The sequence below is a fragment of the Nocardia heshunensis genome (assembly GCF_054782115.1).
In genome coordinates this window covers 960359-979311 of record NZ_BAAGTC010000003.1, presented here as the reverse complement: position 1 = coordinate 979311, position 18953 = coordinate 960359, and the positions used below count along the sequence as shown (strand labels likewise).

The 18953-nt window shown below is 66.1% G+C and carries 10 protein-coding genes; 6 read left to right on the top strand and 4 right to left on the bottom strand.

Translation table 11 applies throughout. The features are described from left to right. The first annotated feature begins 2 nt into the window (after positions 1 to 2). Positions 3 to 9251 (top strand): Tc toxin subunit A-related protein, encoded by a 9249-nt coding sequence (locus ACYVN4_RS11375; RefSeq protein WP_460720051.1) that lies wholly within the window; start codon positions 3 to 5, stop codon positions 9249 to 9251. 458 nt (positions 9252 to 9709) lie between these two features. On the opposite strand, the gene ACYVN4_RS11370 is transcribed toward ACYVN4_RS11375, so the two are convergent. The 4 genes from ACYVN4_RS11370 to ACYVN4_RS11355 all read right to left on the bottom strand — a co-directional run bounded on the left by ACYVN4_RS11370 (position 9710) and on the right by ACYVN4_RS11355 (position 14848). Next, a complete protein-coding gene (locus ACYVN4_RS11370) occupies positions 9710 to 10276 on the bottom strand; it encodes a hypothetical protein (protein ID WP_460720049.1) in 567 nt (188 codons plus the stop codon). Positions 10277 to 10305: 29 nt separating this feature from the next. After that, positions 10306 to 12993 (bottom strand): CHAT domain-containing protein, encoded by a 2688-nt coding sequence (locus ACYVN4_RS11365; RefSeq protein ID WP_460720047.1) that lies wholly within the window; start codon positions 12991 to 12993, stop codon positions 10306 to 10308. Between the two features lie 968 nt (positions 12994 to 13961). Further along, the gene (locus tag ACYVN4_RS11360; protein ID WP_460720045.1) at positions 13962 to 14255 is read right to left on the bottom strand and encodes a three-helix bundle dimerization domain-containing protein; all 294 of its coding nucleotides are present in this window, start codon (positions 14253 to 14255) and stop codon (positions 13962 to 13964) included. A 5-nt stretch (positions 14256 to 14260) separates the two neighbouring features. Then, the gene (locus ACYVN4_RS11355; RefSeq protein ID WP_460720043.1) at positions 14261 to 14848 is read right to left on the bottom strand and encodes a TetR/AcrR family transcriptional regulator; all 588 of its coding nucleotides are present in this window, start codon (positions 14846 to 14848) and stop codon (positions 14261 to 14263) included. Positions 14849 to 14906: 58 nt separating this feature from the next. Between ACYVN4_RS11355 and ACYVN4_RS11350 the strand changes: the two genes are divergently transcribed. The 5 genes from ACYVN4_RS11350 to ACYVN4_RS11330 all read left to right on the top strand — a co-directional run bounded on the left by ACYVN4_RS11350 (position 14907) and on the right by ACYVN4_RS11330 (position 18727). After that, entirely contained in the window at positions 14907 to 15608 is a 702-nt protein-coding gene (locus tag ACYVN4_RS11350) for a DUF998 domain-containing protein (protein WP_460720041.1), read from the top strand. Then, a complete protein-coding gene (locus tag ACYVN4_RS11345) occupies positions 15605 to 16375 on the top strand; it encodes an SDR family NAD(P)-dependent oxidoreductase (RefSeq protein WP_460720039.1) in 771 nt (256 codons plus the stop codon). Before ACYVN4_RS11350 ends, ACYVN4_RS11345 begins: the two co-directional genes overlap by 4 nt. A gap of 176 nt (positions 16376 to 16551) precedes the next feature. Beyond that, positions 16552 to 17418 carry an alpha/beta hydrolase gene (locus tag ACYVN4_RS11340; RefSeq protein ID WP_460720037.1) on the top strand — a complete coding sequence of 289 codons (867 nt, stop codon included), beginning with the start codon at positions 16552 to 16554 and terminating at the stop codon, positions 17416 to 17418. 61 nt (positions 17419 to 17479) lie between these two features. Further along, the gene (locus tag ACYVN4_RS11335; protein WP_460720034.1) at positions 17480 to 18199 is read left to right on the top strand and encodes an alpha/beta fold hydrolase; all 720 of its coding nucleotides are present in this window, start codon (positions 17480 to 17482) and stop codon (positions 18197 to 18199) included. Between the two features lie 273 nt (positions 18200 to 18472). Then, on the top strand, positions 18473 to 18727 hold the full coding sequence (locus ACYVN4_RS11330; protein ID WP_460720032.1) for an alpha/beta hydrolase fold domain-containing protein: 255 nt from the start codon (positions 18473 to 18475) through the stop codon (positions 18725 to 18727). Positions 18728 to 18953: the final 226 nt, after the last annotated feature.

Here is an 18953-nt window from a genome sequence, read left to right as displayed (position 1 = left end):
CAATGGCGGGAGACACCGTGAACGACGCGTATCAGGTGCTGGCCGCAGGCAGTAGTGGATTGGCGGTCCGCGACCTGCACGCGCGACTGCTGGATCTTGACGCGCCGCCCGCGCTAGACGAACTTGCCGAGGGCTTCTTCGGTCCGAGCACCCGATACCAGGTGGTCGTGGCCCAACGTCTGCTCCAGCTGCCCGGGACCGGCGTCGTGGACGCCGACACCGCGGACGCGCTCGCGCGGGCGCAAGCGCCGCGACGGGGCTACGTCGTTGGTCGCGCGCTCGGCCCGGACGGTGATGCGGCAGAGGGTATCTCGGTGTTGGTATGCGACCGGGAGATGCGCGCGATGCGCACGCTCGCACGGACACACACCGACGAGCGCGGCTACTTCCTGGCGCGATACGACCGCCCGACCGGCGATGACGGGGTGAACATCGCTGTGCGCGCGATGGACCGCGACCGCGGGCAACTGTTCGAGACTCCCATGACCGACACGGTTTTCGACGCCGGTCCGCTTGTCTCACTGGAGATCCACCTGCCGGTCCGCGTCGCACCGGAGTTCAGCGACTACGAGCGGTTCACCGGGACATTGGAATCCGCCCTCGCAGGGCGTGACTGGTCCGATCTCGCTGAGGACAGCGACCATCACGACATCGCCTTCTTAGCAGGCCGGACCGGGCTGCCCGCCGGGCAGATCACCGATGTGGTACTCGCGCACCGCATCGCGTCCAGGGGTGTGTTGCCCGCTGCGTTCGTCTACGCGCTGCTCGCGGGCGACGCCCTCGCCGCTCCCGAGTATTGGGCGACCTTGACACCGCGCCTGTGGCGCAGCGTCGCCAGCTCGGATGAAGCACTCTTCGCTGATATCGCCTTGCTCCCCGACGACAAGATCACCGACGCGGTAACCCGCGCTATCGCCGCCTACGTGGTGCCGAGCACGCTGGCCGAGGAGCTGCCGGATGTCGTGCACGCCCTCGCAGAGCACCGCGGCGCGGCCCGCGAATTCGCCGATGCCGAACGGCGGCGGGTGCTCGTCGTAGCGACGGGGCATCTACTGTCCCCGGACGTGCTCGCCAGGCTGTCCGAGCTCGCGGGCGGCAACGGCTACGGCGACCTGCCCGGTGTGTTGGACCGGCTGGTGGCCGCCGGGGCGGTGCCGCAGGGTCCGGCCGCCGAGGACGCGCGCACCGCGCTGGCCGTGACCGAACTGTTCGGGGACGACGCGACGCTCACCGCCTCGATCCGGGCGCGGCACGGTCTGACGGGCGGCGACCAACTGCACCGGCTGGCGGCGCTCGACGAGGCCGACTGGTCGGAGACGATAGCGGCGCACGCCGCCGCACACGGGGTGGCGCTGGACGAGGACACGGTGCGGCTACGTGCGGCGGGCGCCGCCGCCCGCGCCGCCGCCAAATATCCCACCGCCGCGTTCGCCGCCCGGCTGGCGCGAGATGTGAAACCGCCCGTGCGGCAAGCGGACACGGTAGCGGCGATCCTCGCGGCACATCCCGAGTTCGACCTCGCCGCGGGCAATGTCGCCGCATTGCTCGAAGGCCATCCGGATCCGATTCCGCACCCCGCCGACACGGCCGCGGCGCTGCGCACCGCACAGCGTCTGTACCGCCTGGCGCCGAGCTACGCTCAGGTGACAGCGCTGTCGGGGATGGGGATCGGGTCCGCGAGCGAGATCGTCGCGCGGGGTCGCGGGCAATTCGCGCGGAACGCGGTGCGGTCCGGCGCGTTCACCCCGGCTACAGCCGCCGCCACGTTCGCCGCCGCGACGGACCTCCATGCGGCGGCGGCCATCATGGCCGGGCAACTGCACGGCGCGGCGACGGCGAACCTGCTGCCCGCGCTCGGGGGAGTTGCGACGGCCGTCGCGGCAAAGCTCGAGCCCGTGGTCAGCTCCTTCCCGAACATGAAAAGCCTGTTCCAGGGCATCGACTCCGCCGAGTGCCCCGACTGTCGTTCGGTGCACGGCCCCGCCGCGTATCTGGTCGACGCGCTCCAATTTCTGCGCCACCGACGAGTCGTCGACACCACGGCGACACCGCCTGCCGCCGGCATCGGTGCGCTCGATGTGCTGCTGGCTCGGCGCCCCGATCTCGCGGTAACCGACTTGAACTGCGACAACGCCGAGATCCCGCTGCCCTACCTCGATCTGGTCTGCGAACTGCTGGAAGATGCCGTTGCGCTCGATCCCGGCATCGCCTTCGCCGGGCCGGTCACGGCAGGCGCGGTGTCGCCGAGCCTGCGCGCGGCGTTGACGGCGGGCGGTCTGGACTGCACCGGACAAGCGATCGTCTACGGCCCGAGCGACGGTGAATACGTGCTGCGCGACGCCCGGCTCGTCGTCGGGATCAGGCCTGTGCCGAGCGGGTGGACTCTGACCGAGCTGCGGCAGACCTTCGGGACCGAATCCGAGCTCGCAGCCGCACCGCGGTATGTGAATCGGGCCGCGTATCAGGTTGTGGCAGCGGATGTTTCGTGCTTCGCGCTGCCGTTCGACCTTGCGGATCAGGAAACCCGGCAGTATTTCGCGCAGTTCGGCGTCGAGCGAGCGGAGTTGATGAGCCTGTTGGTCACCAGCGCCGGTCCGTCGCCGGCGCAGATCGCGGCACAGCGATTCGGGCTCACCGATGCTCAGCGGGCGCTGATCGTGACCCCGGCACTCGGCGACCAGCAGCGGATCTGGACCACACCGGCCGCTCCAGCGGCAGCGACCCTGAGCAATGTGGCCGCGTTCGTGACACGCGCGAACATCAGTTTTCCGGACCTGCTCGAACTGCTCACGCTGGCATGGATCGCGGCCGGCACCGAACTGTTCGTGCAAAGTCTCGACGCCAGCGCCGATCTGGCCGCCAAACGGATCGTCAACCTCGACGACGCTGCACTCGATCGCCTCCACCGGTTCCTTCGGCTCCGGGCCGCGACCGGGTGGTCGAACAGTGTGCTCGACCGCGCGATCCGCTCCGCCGCGGGCGGGGCGGGGCTGCTCGACGACAACTGTCTGGCGACCCTGGCCGTGCTGCGGGAGGCGGCGGACCTGCTGGGGCTGACAGTCGTGGCCACCCTGGACCTGCTAGAACCGCTGCACCTCGACGACCCCGCAGGTGTCTACGCTGCGACATTCCGCGACCCGGTCACGGTCGGCGTTCTGGATCCCCGGTTCGCGCCGGACGCGGTCCGCGCCAACGAGACGCTGGAGATGACCACCCCGGGCTCCGGAACTCGCCTATCGGCTGTCCGCGACTACCTACGCTTGGCGCTCGGCCTCGAACAGATCGACACCGCCGCACTCATCGCGATCATCGGCGTCGACCCGCCGCTGACGACGCATACCCTCAGCGCCGCATACGCGATCTCGCGCACTGCGAAGGCGCTCGGCCTGTCGATCTCGCAGATCGCTGACCTGATCGCTCTTACCGGCACTCCGATCTTCGATGGCGCGCCGTCAGCGGCGGCTCTGCAGTCCTTCGCGCGCACCGCGTCGGCCCTGCGCGGCTCCGCGCTGACCATCCAGACCTGGCGTTACCTGCTGCGCCACGACAACGCCGACCTCGCCGCCCGCGATATGGCCCCCGCCGCCGTGACTGCGCTGCTCTCCAACCTGCACAGCGAGTACGACGCCGCGCGCGCTACCGACGCCGCGCCCTATTCGCCGTCGAGCAGCGTCGCGGAGAACATCGCAGCCATGATGCCGTTCCTGGCCACGCTGCCGGGCAGCGCGCAACACACTCTCACCGCACTGCGCACCCTGATGTCGGATTCGTGGGCCGATCCGGCGACCACCGAGTCCGCCTTCGTCGACACGGTTTTCGGTCCCTACGCGGACACATCGGGAATCAAGGTCGCCCTCGCCGCGCGCGCGGGAACACCCGCGACCGACACCGCCGCCCGCAATGCCGTTATCGGCGCCATCGGCGACGCCGTGAGCGCCTACCGATACCGCCTCGACCGCAGCCGAACACTCGTCACCGCGCTCGCCGCCGCGTTGGCACTTGGAGAGGGCGTCACTGTGGCGCTGCTGGGCGCCGCGCGATTGAAAGAGCCTGCGGCGCTGGGCGGTCCGATCCTGTTCGACGTTCTGCTGGACGACTCGACCACCGCCGCCACCGCCGACGCCCAGCACCGCGCCGTCGAACTGCTGCATGTGCTCGCCGGACTCTTCAGCAGCCTCGCTCTCCCAGCGTCGGCGGTGTCGTGGCTGTTGGCCAACGCCGAGGCGCTGGGCTGGCCGCAACCCGACCGTCTGCCATATCGCGCGGGCCAACCGCCCTGGGACCCGGCGGCATGGCGCACCTTCCTCGGCTACCTCGACCTGCGGGCCGCCTACCCGGACATCGTGAATCCGGCCGAGCCGGCGCGGCCGATTTCGGTGGAGTTCTGCTTCGACGCCGTCCGCGCCGCCGCGCCCACCGCCGACCTGCTGCAAGCCCTCGCCGCGCTCACCGGCTCCGGCGTCACTGCGCTGACCGCGCTCGACAGCCTGCTCGGTTTGTCCACCCCCAGCACCAAGGGCTACGCCGATCCCGCGACCGTGCGCCGGTTGCTCGACGCCGCCGCGATGCTGCGCACCCTCGGTCTGGATGCCGCCGCCGCAGCGCGACTCACCCGACCCGTACTCGATGCCGACGACGCGCCGACCCTGCGCCGATCTTTGAAATGTCGCTATTCCGAGCGTGATTGGCTCGGCGTGTTGAAGCAGCTGCAGGATCCGCTGCGTGAGCGCAAACGCGACGCGCTGGTGGCGTATCTGCTCGCGCACAACCCGGATATCACCTCCTCAGCGGAGCTGTACGAGTACTTCCTCATCGACACCGATATGACCGCCCTCATGACGACCTCGCGCATCGTGACGGCACATGCCGCCGTACAACTTTTCGCGATGCGGTGCCTGATGGGCCTGGAGCCAACGGCGGTTGCCGCGGTCGGTGACGACGACGGATGGAAACAGTGGGATTGGATGGCCAATTTCCGGGTGTGGGAGGCGAATCGCAAGATTTTTCTCTGGCCGGAGAACTGGCTCTCACCCGACCTGCGTGACGACAAGTCCGAGCTGTTCGTCGATCTGGAGAACACGCTGCGTCAAGACCAGCTCACCGATATCGCGGTCGAGGACGCCGCCGCCCGCTACCTGGAGGGCCTCGACGACCTCGCCTTCCTGGAGGTGATGTCGGTCTATTACGACCAGAAGGCGAGAACGACGCATATCTTCGCCCGCACCAGAGGCGGCAGCCCGGCCGTGTACTACCACCGCGAGCTCCACCACGAACGCGCGTGGACACCGTGGGCGAAGGTGCCCCTGGACATCACCGGCGACGCGTTGTTGGCGTTCTCCCGCAATGACCGGCTCACCCTGGCGTGGCCCGAGTTCACCAGCGAACCTGACACCGACAAGCAGCCGCCCGGCATCCCCGACCCAGCCGGTCTGACCGGCGGCAAACCCAACGATCGGCCCGACCATCGCTGGCGGATTCAGTTGGCAGTCAGCGAGAACGCGGGCGGCCGGTGGCGGGAGAAGAAGGTATCCAGGGGTGCGCTGCTCACGCAGTTCACGCAGTACCCACCGGACTCGGCCGGCTTCAACTTCTTCGAGTGGGGCTTCGGCGCCGACCAGGCCGTGTCGTGCTTCCTGCCGTCGGGCGGGTACCTGGGATCGTTCGCGCTGACGGGCTGCAAGGGCTACCCCGAGCCCAGCGCGGACGGCGCCATCGACGCCCGGATCTATCCTCGATTCGTCAACACCGACCGTGATTCGGGCCGCTTCGATGAGCAGGCGGCAAGCGTCGGCGGCGAGTTGACCATCGAGCCGCTGCCCGGTCTGCGCAGACAAATCCTGGCCGCGACCCCAGCGGGACGATTCACCGTCGCCTATCCGATGCAGTTGACCACCATCGACTGGATACTGCTGCTCGTCGAGGCGGGATCGCACGGAGGTTTCGGCGGCGGGCGAACCGTCGAACTCGCGCTGCCGCTCGGCACGCTGCTGCCCTACGTCTACGGCGACTATCAACGCGATTACATCCTCGTACCGGGCTGGTACCCCGGTGCCCACTATGGCGAGCGCGCCCTGCCCGCGATGTCCGGCGCGGACAAGACCGCGGCGGACATCTTCGAATTTCTGGACAAGGCGGGACCCTTCATCATCAAGTGGGCGATGTATCGCCTGCAGAATCCCGACATGCCGCTGGCCGCGTTCCTCGACGCAGTAACCCAGGACCCGGACTATCCGCCGGTGCGGGCCGCGCTCGCGGAATTCGCCGGGCTGCGCTACGGCATTCGGATTCACAACCTCTACCACCCGCTGGTCTGCGCGTTGCGCATCGCGCTCGACTCAGGTGGAGTACCTGCGCTGATGGCACGCGAGCTCCAATTGACCGACACCGGTTTCGATTTCGAGGCCGTCTATAAGCCGACGCCGGATGTCGTGCAGCCCTATCCGCGAGAGAACGTGGACTTCGAACTCGACGGGGCATACTCGTCTTATAACTGGGAGCTGTTCTTTCACCTGCCGCTGACCGTCGCGCGACAACTCAACCAAGATCAGCGCTTCGCCGCCGCACGAGACTGGCTTCACTACATCTTCAACCCGGTCGGCACGGCGGACGCAGCCGTCCCGGACCGGTATTGGCAGACCAAGCCGTTCTACCAGCGGCGGGCTCAAGACTATTTGTCGCAGCGGATCGACCGGATACTCGGCGACCTCGGCCAGAACCCGCCGGGCGAGCTGGCTTTCGCGATCGCCGAGTGGCGCTCCGATCCGCTCCGGCCGGACGTGGTGGCCCGTTCGCGCACCGTCGCCTACCAGATGGCGGTGGTGATCGACTACGTCCAGAATCTCATCGACTGGGGGGACAGCCTGTTTCGACAGTTCACTCGCGAATCGGTGAACCAGGCCACCCAGCTCTACGTGCTCGCGGACAAGCTGCTCGGTCCCAAGCCGCGCGTCGTCGCACCGATGGTGCCCGTTCCGGACATGAACTACCGCCAATTGCGGTCGCGGCTGGACATCTTCGGCAACGCCCTGATCGATCTGGAGAACCTGGTTCCCGATGTGCGTACCCTTCCGCACAAGGGCGCCGAACTCCCCCCGCCGCCCACGACGTTCGGCATGCTGTACTTCTGCATCCCGCCTAACGCAGTTCTGCTGGCGAAATGGGATCTGGTGGCCGACCGCCTCTTCAAGATCAGGCACTGCCAGAACATCGACGGCGTCGCCGCGTCGTTGGCGCTGTTCTCGCCGCCGATCGACCCCGGCGCGCTGGTCCGTGCGATGGCCGCGGGGGCGGACGTCTCGTCGATCGTTGCGGGATTGGGGGCGCCGCCGCCGCACTACCGGTTCACCGTCATGGTCGCGAAGGCCGCCGAGCTGACGCAGCACGTCGCGGGACTGGGCGTCGAACTGCTCGCCGCGCTCGAGAAACGCGACGGCGAGGCGATGGCGCGGCTGCGTCAGGGCCATGAGATCGCGGTACTGGACTCGACCCGCGATGTGAAGCTCGCGACGATCGCCGAAGCGAGCGGCGCCGTCATCGCCCTGACCAAGAGCAAGGATGTCATCAACGAGCGGATCAACTACTACTCCGGCCAGGACTACATGAACACCTGGGAAACCGTCTCAGTGGCGCTCAACGGGGCCTCTCTGCTAGGCGAAGCGGCCGTGGCACTGGGGTGTATTCTCGCTGGCGGGCTCACACTCATGCCGCAATTCATGGTCGGAGCAGCCGGTTTCGGCGGCTCACCGCTGGTCACCACGACCATCGGCGGCGAGCAGGCAGGTGGCGCGTCCGGCTACGCCTCCCAGGTCCTGGCGGCATTGACGCGTGTGGCCGACAAGAGCGCCGCCATGGCGGGATCCCAGGGCGGATACCAACGCCGTCAGGACGAATGGAACCACCAGCTCGCCCTGGCACGAGCCGAACTTGCTCAGCTCGAGGTGCAGATCGACAACGCCGACCTGCATGTGGCCACCCTCACCAAAGATTTGGCGACGCACGACCTGCAGACCCGCAACGCCAAAGCACTCGCGGAGTTCATGAGCGGCAAGTACACCAACGCCGAGCTGTACACCTGGATGATCGCGCAGGTAACCCGCGTGTACTTCGACGCTTACAGGCTCGCCTTCGACGTGGCAAAGAAGGCCGAACGCTGCTACAACTACGAACTCGGCGTCGACTCGGACTTCATCCAATTCGGCTACTGGGACAGCACGAAGAAGGGCCTGCTGGCAGCCGAGCCGATGCTGCACGCCATCAAACGCATGGAGATCGCGTACCTGGACAACAACATCCGCGAGTACGAGCTCACTAAACACGTGTCGCTGGCCCAGCTCGATCCCGGCGCGCTGCTACGTCTCAAGGCGACCGGCAAAGCCACCATCCAGGTGCCCGAGGTGGTCTTCGACCTCGACCACCCCAGCCACTACATGCGTCGCATCAAGACCGTCGGCACCTCGCTGCTGTGCAACGCCGGGCCGTACACCACTGTCGGCATGACACTGTCGTTGGTCGACAGCCGCTATCGCACGGCCGCCGCGGCCCGCCCCGGCGCGACCACCGACAAAGACAAATATGCCGAGGACCCCGGCAACGATCCCCGCTTCGCCTACCACGTCGCCAGCATGTCCTCGATCGCGACCAGCACGGCCGTATCGGATTCGGGCCTGTTCGAGCTGAACTTCCACGACGACCGCTACCTACCGTTCGAGGGTGCGGGCGCGATCAGCACCTGGCAGCTCGAATTGCCCACCGCCTATCCACAATTCGACCATGACACCATCAGCGACCTTATCCTGCACATCCGCTACACGGCCAGAGAAGGCGGTTCGGCATTCCGCACCATGGTCGAGAAGGCCACGGCCGCCGTCATCAACGAGACACTGACCGCCGAGGGAGAGAAAGGACTGCACATCGCCTTCAGCCTTCGCGAGAGCTTCCCCACCGAATGGTGGCAGCTCACCGACACCGGATCCACCACCCTCACCCTCGGACTGGAGCACCTGCCCTTCTTCGCCCGCGATCACGCGCCCACGCTAACCGCACTGAGTTGCGCCGCGTCCGTCGACGGCGCCCCTGCCGGGTTCGCTATCACCATCGACGGCACGTCCCGCACACTGAACCGCGATCCCGCCATGCCCACCCTGTGCACCGGCAGCGCGGGCACACCGTCCTTAGGCACTCCGATCTCACTCAGCTGTGACCCTGCCAAGCTCCGCGATCTCGTCCTGCTGGTGACCTATTCCCTGACCTGAGCCTCCCTCGCCATCCAACCGTATGTTGCGCAGGGCGATTCTCATCGAGCGATGGGCCGAAGGCAGGTGGACGCGTCAGGCAATGATGGATACGCGCTCAATGCTGCGCACGAACGGTGCCATCGATCGATGTCTGAGGTGAATCCACAGGTCAAGTCCTTGATGGCGTGTTGCGCGTGCCGACCGGCTTGATCCGTAATTGCGGTCCATAGGCCGTGGGGTGGTTCGGGTTGATTAGCGTTAGGACCACCACAAGGATCGGTCCATCATAGTTTCGTGATGGACCGATCTTTTGCTTTCAATGTGGGGGTGGTTCGTGGAATGTCCTTGACGGGCCAAGTGATCGACATCGCTCGATGTGATTCGGATGATCGTCAGGTCTGCGGGTGGACGGCGGGTGTGCGCTCGAGTCCTCGCCGTGTGACGAGAAGCGTTGCGGTACAGGATTGCTCAGCTTCTCACTTGCCGACCCGTTTACCGATGCCGAAGCGACGCCGGGGCTGAGGCGGCTCAGCCCGGACCCATTCTCGGGTTTCGGAGTTCCAGCTCAATGTGTGCCCCGAATGGTCTCCGACGTCCAGCGAGATCAGCTGGCAAAGAGCTTCATCCTTGTCCGTGAGCGGAAGCTGCACGGTCACGGTGTCGTCGGAGACGCAGACGTCCAGTTCGTTCTCGGATCGATGGATGACCTTGAACGAATGTTGTCCGAGTCGGGTCCCCAGCGCTGTGATGTAGGCCTTGAAAAATACCGCGACCCCTGCGCCGCCCATGGCCAGCGCGGCCGCCTCGGGGTCGAATCGGGTCCCGAAGGTGAGATCGATGTCGAGGCGGGCGGCCAGGTCGGTCAGCGGCTCGCGGATGTTCTTGCCGGCCAACGCCTTCGTGGTCAAGTCCGTCAACTCGCTGCTGAGACGCTCGTGCCGGTCTTCGTCCTTGGCATCGATTGCGCTCGCCAACTCCGATCGGAGCAGCCAAAACTGGGTGGTGAATGCGAGGTACGGCCTATGCGGCGTGGATTGTGCCATGGGGGCTCCTTCTGAAAGCAAGCTGATCGCTATCCGATATGGATCAGGGCTGCCCACTTGCTGGGGGCGTCCGAGTACTGAGCACGTCTGGTGAGCACGGCGTGACGCCAGGCAGCGTGTGGATCGGATCCGTCGGTCAGGGCCGCGTAGAACGTAGTCGCGGTGACATGTTCGTTGTCGATCTCCCACAATGTCGCGACCACGTTCGCCGCACCTTGCGTGTGAAACGCGAACGCCGGGTGGGCGGGCGTCTCGCTCCGCAGGATCGCGGGCACTGCCGTGAAACACGCCGAGAGATAAACCAGCCAAAGGTCGTTCGGCCGCAGCCGCATCAGCTCCTCGACGTTCAGCGGGCCGTCGCACAGTTCGAGCGCGCTGGAGGGCCCGCCGGCGCGATCGGCGTATCCGTGGCAGATCACATGGGCGATGTTCACCGATGCGACCGCGTGAGTTGCTCGAGCACCAGTTGCCTGCGGGGGGACCACCATATCGACGCGGCATCCTGTGGCTGTCAGATACTCGGCGACCACCGCGCATTCGAGTTCAGCAGGATTCGTACCGGTGGCCTCGTTGCCCAGATGCGGCCCGACGAGGGTCAGTGCGGTCATGCCGTCCATGCCGCGCGAGCCTCGCCGGCCGCTCGACCGATCGAGGATCGCCAATCCTGCGATATACGAGGAGGAGCATTGATCGAGCAGGGTGCGGCGTGAAGAATCTCGATGGAATCCGGCCGCGTGAAGGGGAAGGTGAGCCGCCGGGCCGACCGGCAGCCAGTAGAGGTGCGTCGGATCGACTCCGGCATCGCGGAGATGGTTGAGTACGGGCTGCACCAGGGTCGCCCACAGCCATTCGAGGATCGTGCTCATCTCGTCGTCGTCGACGACGACCGTCGCGGTGAAGAATCTGCTGGCCATGACCGTCAAATCGTCTTCATTCGGATGCGCCCGATCGTGCAACGGCACGCCGAGTTCGAGCGAAGTGATGCCGTGGGATGTCACGACAATCGCGTATGCCGTGACCACGCCGTCGAAAACAGCCACCACCGGGTCTCCTGCGGTAGCTACCACCTGCCGCGGATCCCGCAGCCCATCCGGCGCATCTTTGTGTATGAGGCCCAAACCGCTGTCGATCAGATCGAGGGCCAATTCCTCGTTGCCGGTGCGGACCGCGCACTCCGCAGCGAGACATATCAGGCCGACCGGGTTTCCCGACACCGGTGACATGGCTCGCAATCGACCACCGAGATAGTCCGACGTGTCGATCAGATCCGCAGCGGCCGACATCGTTCGCGTCATGACGGCCAGTCCGCGATGCCAGTCACCTTCGAACGCACAAGCCAAACCTGCCTCGTATCCGGCGGAAACCCTGTGCACGGGCGCAATTCGGCCGTCGTCCAGTATTCCCTCCCACAAACACAGGCGTCGGTCGATTGGCACTCGACTCCCGTACTTGCCGCCACTTCGCCACTTCAAAACCTGTGCAAGCCCCAGTTCCGCCACCGCGCGTTCGTCGGTACCTTCCGGAGTTTCGCTCACGGTGCGCTCGAACAACCCGATCGAGGCATCCAATACGGCCGGATCGGTCGGTAGCTCGATGATGGTCGAGATATATCCGAGGAAGGGCTGGATTTCGTTCGGTGCCAGTGATTTCGGGGCGGAAGGGCAGGCAGCTACCGTGCTGTCGGCATTCGAGAGCGCGGTGGCGAAGACGAGTTGAATCCAACGGCGGGCAGGGTCGGTTCCCTCTCCTCGGTAGGCGCGTTCGGCGGCCTCCACTGCCCGCTCCAGGTCCTCTTGCCGTGCGTCCGGATCCTTGCACCGGAGGGCGCCGAAACTGTGCAGCACGGACTCGGTGAAGTCCGCCTCCACGCGTGATCGCGGGTCGAACGGAAGATCCCTCACCACAGCCAAGGACGACCACGCTGAGTCGTAATACCGGCTGTCCCCGCTCCGGCGGTACTTGATCAGCCACACCTGTGCAAGGAAGAAATGGCATTGAGCCTCCTCGCCCGTGCGTTGTCCCGCACGGGCGAAGTGCTTCAGTCCGCGCTCGCAACTCGATATGGCTTCTTCCATGTGTGGACCACCATCCACCCCGTACCGCTCGCAGATCATGCAGTCCAGCAGTAGATAAGCGGCGCCGATGACCGTCCAGATACATCCCTGGCTGAGATCGGCGAGCGGTTCCCACAATTCGCGAAACCGGGGATCGGTAACCAATCCATGCAGCGCGTCAACCGCATCCAGAATGTCGACGTCGTACATTGTTCGCTGCATCGTCGACCTCGTGACCGTCAACCAGGAATCGGCTGCTGCACGGATGGCTGCGTGATCCCCAGCGGCCATGGAATGGGCCACCGCCATCAGCGCGTGGGTTTTCGCTTCCTCGAGATCCCGCATGCTGCGATCGGGACCGGACAGCCAGGCCGAGAGGGTCCTCTCGATTTCGGACCACTCCCGGCATTGTTCTGCCGAAACGGTCAGGGGAGACGGGCTGCGCACGCTGGTCGCGATCACCTCGACCTTTCGGAGGTATTCGCGGTTGCCCGTGGCCGAATGGCCAGCGGTGCCGACCCTGAGTAGGAAGAGAACGAGAATTGATAGGAACGAGCCGGTTTCGAGCGTCACCGCGTGTTCGACGATCGCGATCGCCCGGTCCAGGTCTGCTATGGCGTGAGAGCGCTCGAACGCATCCATCCGGCGGCGAGCTCGGGCCAAGGCCGCCATGCTACGGGCCCAAGCCACGATCCGCCTCCCCGACTGACCTGTGTCCGCGCCGTCGGCGCAGCGGTACTGCATGACAAGACTGCCGGACCATCTCCGCTGACCTGGCCATCTTGTGTGCATGACGTTACGTCATCTTTCCTGTGTCACGCAATTGTTTGATACGCAGCACATCTCGCACAGGAGCGCAGTCTCGCAGGCGGTCTCGTTGGTGAAATCATCTCCACATCAACCAATCTCATCTCCGGTCATTCTCGACGCTGGTCGGTTGCCTGCGCCGCTGCCGCCGACGGGGATTCGGTCGACGGCGGCCGGTCCGCCCATGGATCACCCGATGATGCTGCATCACGCGTTCATGCGTTCGTCGTGTACCTCCTGGCGTATCCTCCACTTGAGCATCGACGGCTGGAAGTGGCAGAGCGTTGTCAAGGTTTCCCCGACGTCGCCCTCTCTCCCTGTCAGCAGTACCTCCATTCAGTCTGCCAACGGTGCAGCCTCCACTCGACCAGTGCGGCAAGGGATTCGAGTCCGCTCGTCTGGTTTGCGGTCGCACGCGCCGGCCGGGAGCTCGCCCGGGGCGAGCCCGGCCAGCGTCCGCTGATGCCTACGGAATCAGGCGGTTATGGCAACACATCTTCGAATGGTCCCAATGGTGTTGCCTCCGATCCTCCACGGTGATTCTTACCGAGCGGTGGACCGACGGTTGGTGGACGGGCCGACCGGTGATGGGCATGCGCCGAATGCGACGCACGGATAATGCCGTCGTCGGACGCGTCCGGATGAAGCCGCAGGTCAAGCCCGTGATTGCGTGCTGCGTGTACCGACCGGCTTGATCCGCAATTGCGGTCCATACGCCGTGGGGTGGTTCGGGTTGATCATGGTTAGAACCACTGAAAAACGGCCGGTCATCGCAGGTTTCGCGATGACCGGCCGATTTTCGTGCAATATTGCGGGCGCGACGGCTAGGGCCCGCGTGGACGCGACGAACGCCCGTCTCCGCCGGTCGCCGAAAGCCGCCGCAGGGCCTCGCGTTCGACGAGCAGAGGGACGAAATCACGAACCGGTCTGTCGTCGAAGCGTCGGTGGACTTCGCTGACAATGCCCGAGATGGTGTCGTTGCCCAAGGCGGGGAACCGGTCGATGAGGGGTTGGATGAGCGTGGTGATCTCCGCACGGCAATTGCCTTCCGCGCGAGCATGATTCGAGATTCCTTCCCCATCAGCCGCCCGGTGCTGTCCACGTCGGCTTGCGGGCACTCGGGCTAGGCCTCGTAGGCGCGTAGTCGGGCGAGGGACTGGTGTAACGCGTTCGTGAGGTGTTCGGCTGACCCGGTGGCCTTGTCGATGATCGCGCCGCCTTGCAGGGCGGCGACGAACGCGGAGGACAGGGCGCGCAGCGGGGCGTCGGGACGCAGCAGGCCGTTGTGTTGCATGGCTGAGAGTTGTTCGTGCAGCAGGTCGACCCAGCGTTCGTACATGCGGCCGACCAGATCGCGGGTGAAGGTGTCGGTGTCGAGCGCGCGGCCCGCGAGTGCCGCGATCTCGCAGGCATCGGTGATCGTTTGCTGGGAGTGCAGCTGGAGGATCTGCTCGATCCAGGCTTCCCATCCTTGCCACGTGGTGAGCGGAATGGCCGGGGCGTCGGCGGCGGCGAGGCGGGTCAGGTGGCGTTCGGCGGCGGCCCGGCGCAATTCATCCTTCCCGTCCGGGAAGTAGTGGAACAGCTGGCCTTTGCTGGTGCTGGTCAGGCGCATGACGTCGTCGAGATTGACGTCGTTGCCGGTGACGAGAAGGTCGGCGGCGGCTTCGACGATGCGGGCCTTGGTCGCCTCCCCTTTGCGAGTGGGCATGCCCCACCCTACCGTTCTGGACTTGTAAGTCCAAAAAATTGGTGCCAGCCTAGTGGACGTGAAAGTCCAAAACCTTTCGGGCCGAAGCCGTTTCGCGGGCGCGCTGCTGGTGCTGGCCGGACTGCAATACCTGGTCCTGGAGTACGTCACCGCTCGCGCGTGGCGCGGCCCGGGCTATAGCTACGCCGTGAACTTCATCAGCGATCTGGGCAACCCGGTCGCCGGGGATGTCTTCGACGGCCGCGCGATCGATTCACCCCTGCACACGGTCATGAACACGGCGTTCATCGGCCAAGGTGTGCTGTTCATCGCCGCCGCACTGCTGCTCGCAACCCGAAAACGGCGTGAACGCTGGCTCTTCGGGTTCGTGCTCGCGCACGGCTTCGGCGTGATCCTGGTCGGGTTCTTCCACGAATCGGCCGCCAACCAGCACAACGGTGTTCTCGTGGTGCACGGCATCGCCGCGGCGGTGGCCATCGTCAGCGGCAACGTCGTCGCGATCCTCGTCGGTACCCGGCGGGACGTGTCGCCATGGTTGCGTCGAACCAGCCTTGCCCTGGGTGCCCTCGGACTGGTGTCGTTCGTGCTGTTGCAGGCCGACAGGCCGCTGTATCACGCGGCCGGCGGGATACCCGAACGCGGCGCGGTCTACACCATCCTGGCCTTCGAAATCCTGCTCGGCACAGCGCTTCTCGTCTCCGGGGCCCGCCGGGCTCCGGACTGCTCGCTACCTCCCACCATGGAAAGGCTCCCCGCATGAATCACACCGCAACACAACGTTTGACCGGTCGCCGCGCGCTGGTCACCGGGTCGACCTCGGGTATCGGACGCGCGATCGCCATCGCACTGGCTCGTGAGGGCGCGGCGGTAGTCGTATCGGGCCGCGCCAAGGACGCGGGTGAGGCCGTGGTCGAGACGATTCGAGCGGCCGGAGGCGTAGCGCATTACGTCCGCGCCGACCTTGCCGAATCGGGCAGTACCGCAACAGAACTCGCGCATGCCGCGGCTGCGGCACTGGATGGCCCGGTCGATCTGCTGGTCAACAATGCCGCAGTGCTCATCCCCGCCCAGTCGCTGCTCGATGTCGACGAGGCGCTCGCTGATCTGGCCTTGGCGGTGAATGTGAAGGCGCCGGCGCTGCTGACCGCCGCGATCGTCCCCGGCATGATCGCCGCCGGAGGCGGTGCGATCGTCAACACCGGTTCGCTCAGCGGTCTGGCCGGCAATGCCGTGTCCGCCCTCTACGGCGCGACCAAAGCTGCCTTGCATTCGCTCACCACGTCCTGGGCGGCCGAACTGGCGCCGCGCGGTATTCGCGTCAACGCCGTCGCCCCCGGCCCGACCATGACCGACGAAAACGCCTCCTATCACGAAACATTGCGAAGTCTGGCGGCGTCGACGCCCGACCGCCGGCCCGGCACGGCCGACGAGGTCGCCGCTGCGGTGGTCTTCCTCGCCGGCGCCGAGGCGGCCCACATTCACGGCGCGGTCCTGCCTGTCGACGGCGGGCATCAGGCCGTGCGTTGAGCGCGTCATTTCGATTACCCGCACTCCTGGCCGCGGATTCATCGATTCGACGGTACCGCAAGGCAAAAGGGTATGACTTTCCCGCAATTTCGGAGTGACGGGTGCGCGCTCGTCCATGCTTCGAAGCCACCACTTCAATTCGCCCAGATAATCCACACGATGGGGAGATTGCTGTTATGAAAACCCTTGCGCGCCGGGCCGCTGTGGCTACCGCCGTCCTGGCCGCCGCGGCCGGGGCCCTTACCGCTTGCACGCAAACCGATCACCACGACTCGGCGACAACGTCCACCTCGGCCCAGGTGTCGCGGGTCGCGGACTGGCAGGGAGACAAGCCGACGATCGTGCTGGTGCACGGGGCCTGGGCCGACGCGGCGGGCTGGACACCCGTGGTCGCCGAACTGCAAAAAGCCGGGTTCCCGGTCAAGGCTCCGCCGAATCCCTTGCGCGGGTTGAATTCCGATGCCGCGTATGTCTCCGAGGTGCTGCGTCAGACCACCGGGCCGATCATCCTCGTGGGGCATTCCTACGGTGGCGCGGTCATCACCAACGCGGTGGCGGGCAACAGCCAGGTCAAGGCGCTGGTGTACATCGCGGCCTTCGCGCCCGATCAGGGTGACTCGCTGGCGAGTCTGAACTCCAGTCCGCAGGGCAAACAGATTCCCGCGGTGCCCGCTACGCCGTCGTCGTTCCCCGACACGGGCGGCGGCACCGGCACCGAGCTCACCATCGACCCGGCCCGGTACCCGGATGTGTTCCTGGACAACACCATCGCGCCGAATCAGCAGCGGGCGCTCGCGGTCGAACAGCGTCCGCTCAGCCTCGCCTCGGTGACCGGAGTATCGGGCGTTCCCGCGTGGAAGACGTTGCCGTCGTGGTATCTGGTCGCCAAACAGGATCGTGCGATCGCGCCGGACCTGGAGCGGTTCATGGCGACTCGTGCGGGCGCGCACACCGTCGAGGTCGAAGGACCACATCTGATCATGCAGACCAACCCCGATGCGGTGACCGATCTGATCGAACAGGCCGCGGTCGCGACGCATTGAAACCGTGTGCGGCGAGACCGGCTCGCGCATGCTGAATCAACACAACGTGAAGGAGAACACGATGTCCGACCAGACAGCTCCGACGGTAGTGCTCGTCCACGGCGCCTTCGCCGACGCCTCGGGATTCGCCGGGGTCATCCGAGAACTGACCTCATCCGGGCATTCGGTCATCGCGCCACCGAATCCCTTGCGGGGCTTGGCCAATGATGCCGGGACGGTGCGCTCGGTCGTCGCGGCGATCGAGGGACCGGTGGTGTTGGTCGGTCACTCTTACGGAGGTGCGGTGATCGGTCAGGCCGCTGCCGGGCTGAGTAACGTGACCGCGCTGGTGTATTTGGCGGCGTTCAGCCTCGAGGTCGGTGAAAGCTGCCTCGATGTGCAGCAGCCGTTCGCGCCCTCGCTGCTGGCCGAGACCGCACGCCCGACACCCTACGACGCGCCGGGCGCGGCCGGTGGGCCCGATCTCTACATCGACCGGCAGCGGTTCCGCGAAACCTTCTGCGCCGACGTCCCCGTCGACCTGGCACAGGTGATGGGTGCCGCCCAACGACCGCTCGCGGCAGCCGCTTTGGCCGAGCAGGCCACCGCGGCCGGATGGCAGCAGATTCCTTCCTGGTATCAGGTGGCTCGCCACGACCGGGCCATCAACCCCGAAGCCCAGCGGTTCATGGCCAAACGTATGGGATCCACCCTCGACGAGATCGACGGATCCCACACCGTTTTCATCAGCCAACCCGTGCGCGTCGCCGAATTCATCGACAGCGCCATCGCCGGGCGCTGAGCGACCCCTACCCCGGTGGGGCCTGCCGGAGTGGCCGACCAGATCCGGCTCGCCTCATGCCGACGGTCGAGGGCAGCGTCGATGTTGTCCTCGACCCGGGCGGTTGTTCTCGACCCGGGCGCGCAGGTCGTCGAGGGGACGGCCGCGCTGTGGCCGAGCGGGGTGAGCGCGTACTCGACGTGAAGTCGGACAGTAGGGTAAACCGGCGGGTCGACGAGGCCGAAATCCTCTGGGCAGCGCGGTGTTTGGGTCAGGACCTTCGGGCTGACGCCCTTGCTGCTCCACATTCACGGTGCGGGCTGGGTTCTCGGCAACGCGCACACCCATGACCGCCTGGTCCAGGGGCTGACGGTGAAAACCATTGCAGCGGTGGTTTTCCCGGAGTGCGACCTCTCATCTGAGGCTCGATACCCGGTAGCCGTGGAACAGAACTACGCCAGCGCCCGCTGGCCCGCCGACCACGGCCTGGACCCGTCGCGGATCGCGGTGGCCGGAGACTCGGTGGACGGAATATGGCCGCCGCGTTGACCCTGCTCACCAAGCAGTGCGGTGATGCCCTTCTGCGCGCTCAGATCTTGTTCTACCGATGACGGACACGAACTTCGACACCGAGTCCTATCGCCGGTTCGCCGAGAGTTACGTCCTGACGCCATGCAATGTTCTGGTATCAGTACACCATTCGCCGGGAACCACCGCGCCGGAACCCTCAACGAGCCGGTCAGACGTCGGCGCGAGCACAGGAGCAGTTGGCCGA

What these genes read in the sequence shown, in the direction of transcription:
- ACYVN4_RS11375 (WP_460720051.1), top strand. Translation starts at nt 3, where the DNA reads ATGGCGGGAGACACCGTGAACGACGCGTATCAGGTGCTGGCCGCAGGC.
- ACYVN4_RS11345 (WP_460720039.1), top strand. Translation starts at nt 15,605, where the DNA reads ATGAATCACACCGCAACACAACGTTTGACCGGTCGCCGCGCGCTGGTC.
- ACYVN4_RS11340 (WP_460720037.1), top strand. Translation starts at nt 16,552, where the DNA reads ATGAAAACCCTTGCGCGCCGGGCCGCTGTGGCTACCGCCGTCCTGGCC.
- ACYVN4_RS11370 (WP_460720049.1), bottom strand. Translation starts at nt 10,276, where the DNA reads ATGGCACAATCCACGCCGCATAGGCCGTACCTCGCATTCACCACCCAG.
- ACYVN4_RS11355 (WP_460720043.1), bottom strand. Translation starts at nt 14,848, where the DNA reads ATGCCCACTCGCAAAGGGGAGGCGACCAAGGCCCGCATCGTCGAAGCC.
- ACYVN4_RS11335 (WP_460720034.1), top strand. Translation starts at nt 17,480, where the DNA reads ATGTCCGACCAGACAGCTCCGACGGTAGTGCTCGTCCACGGCGCCTTC.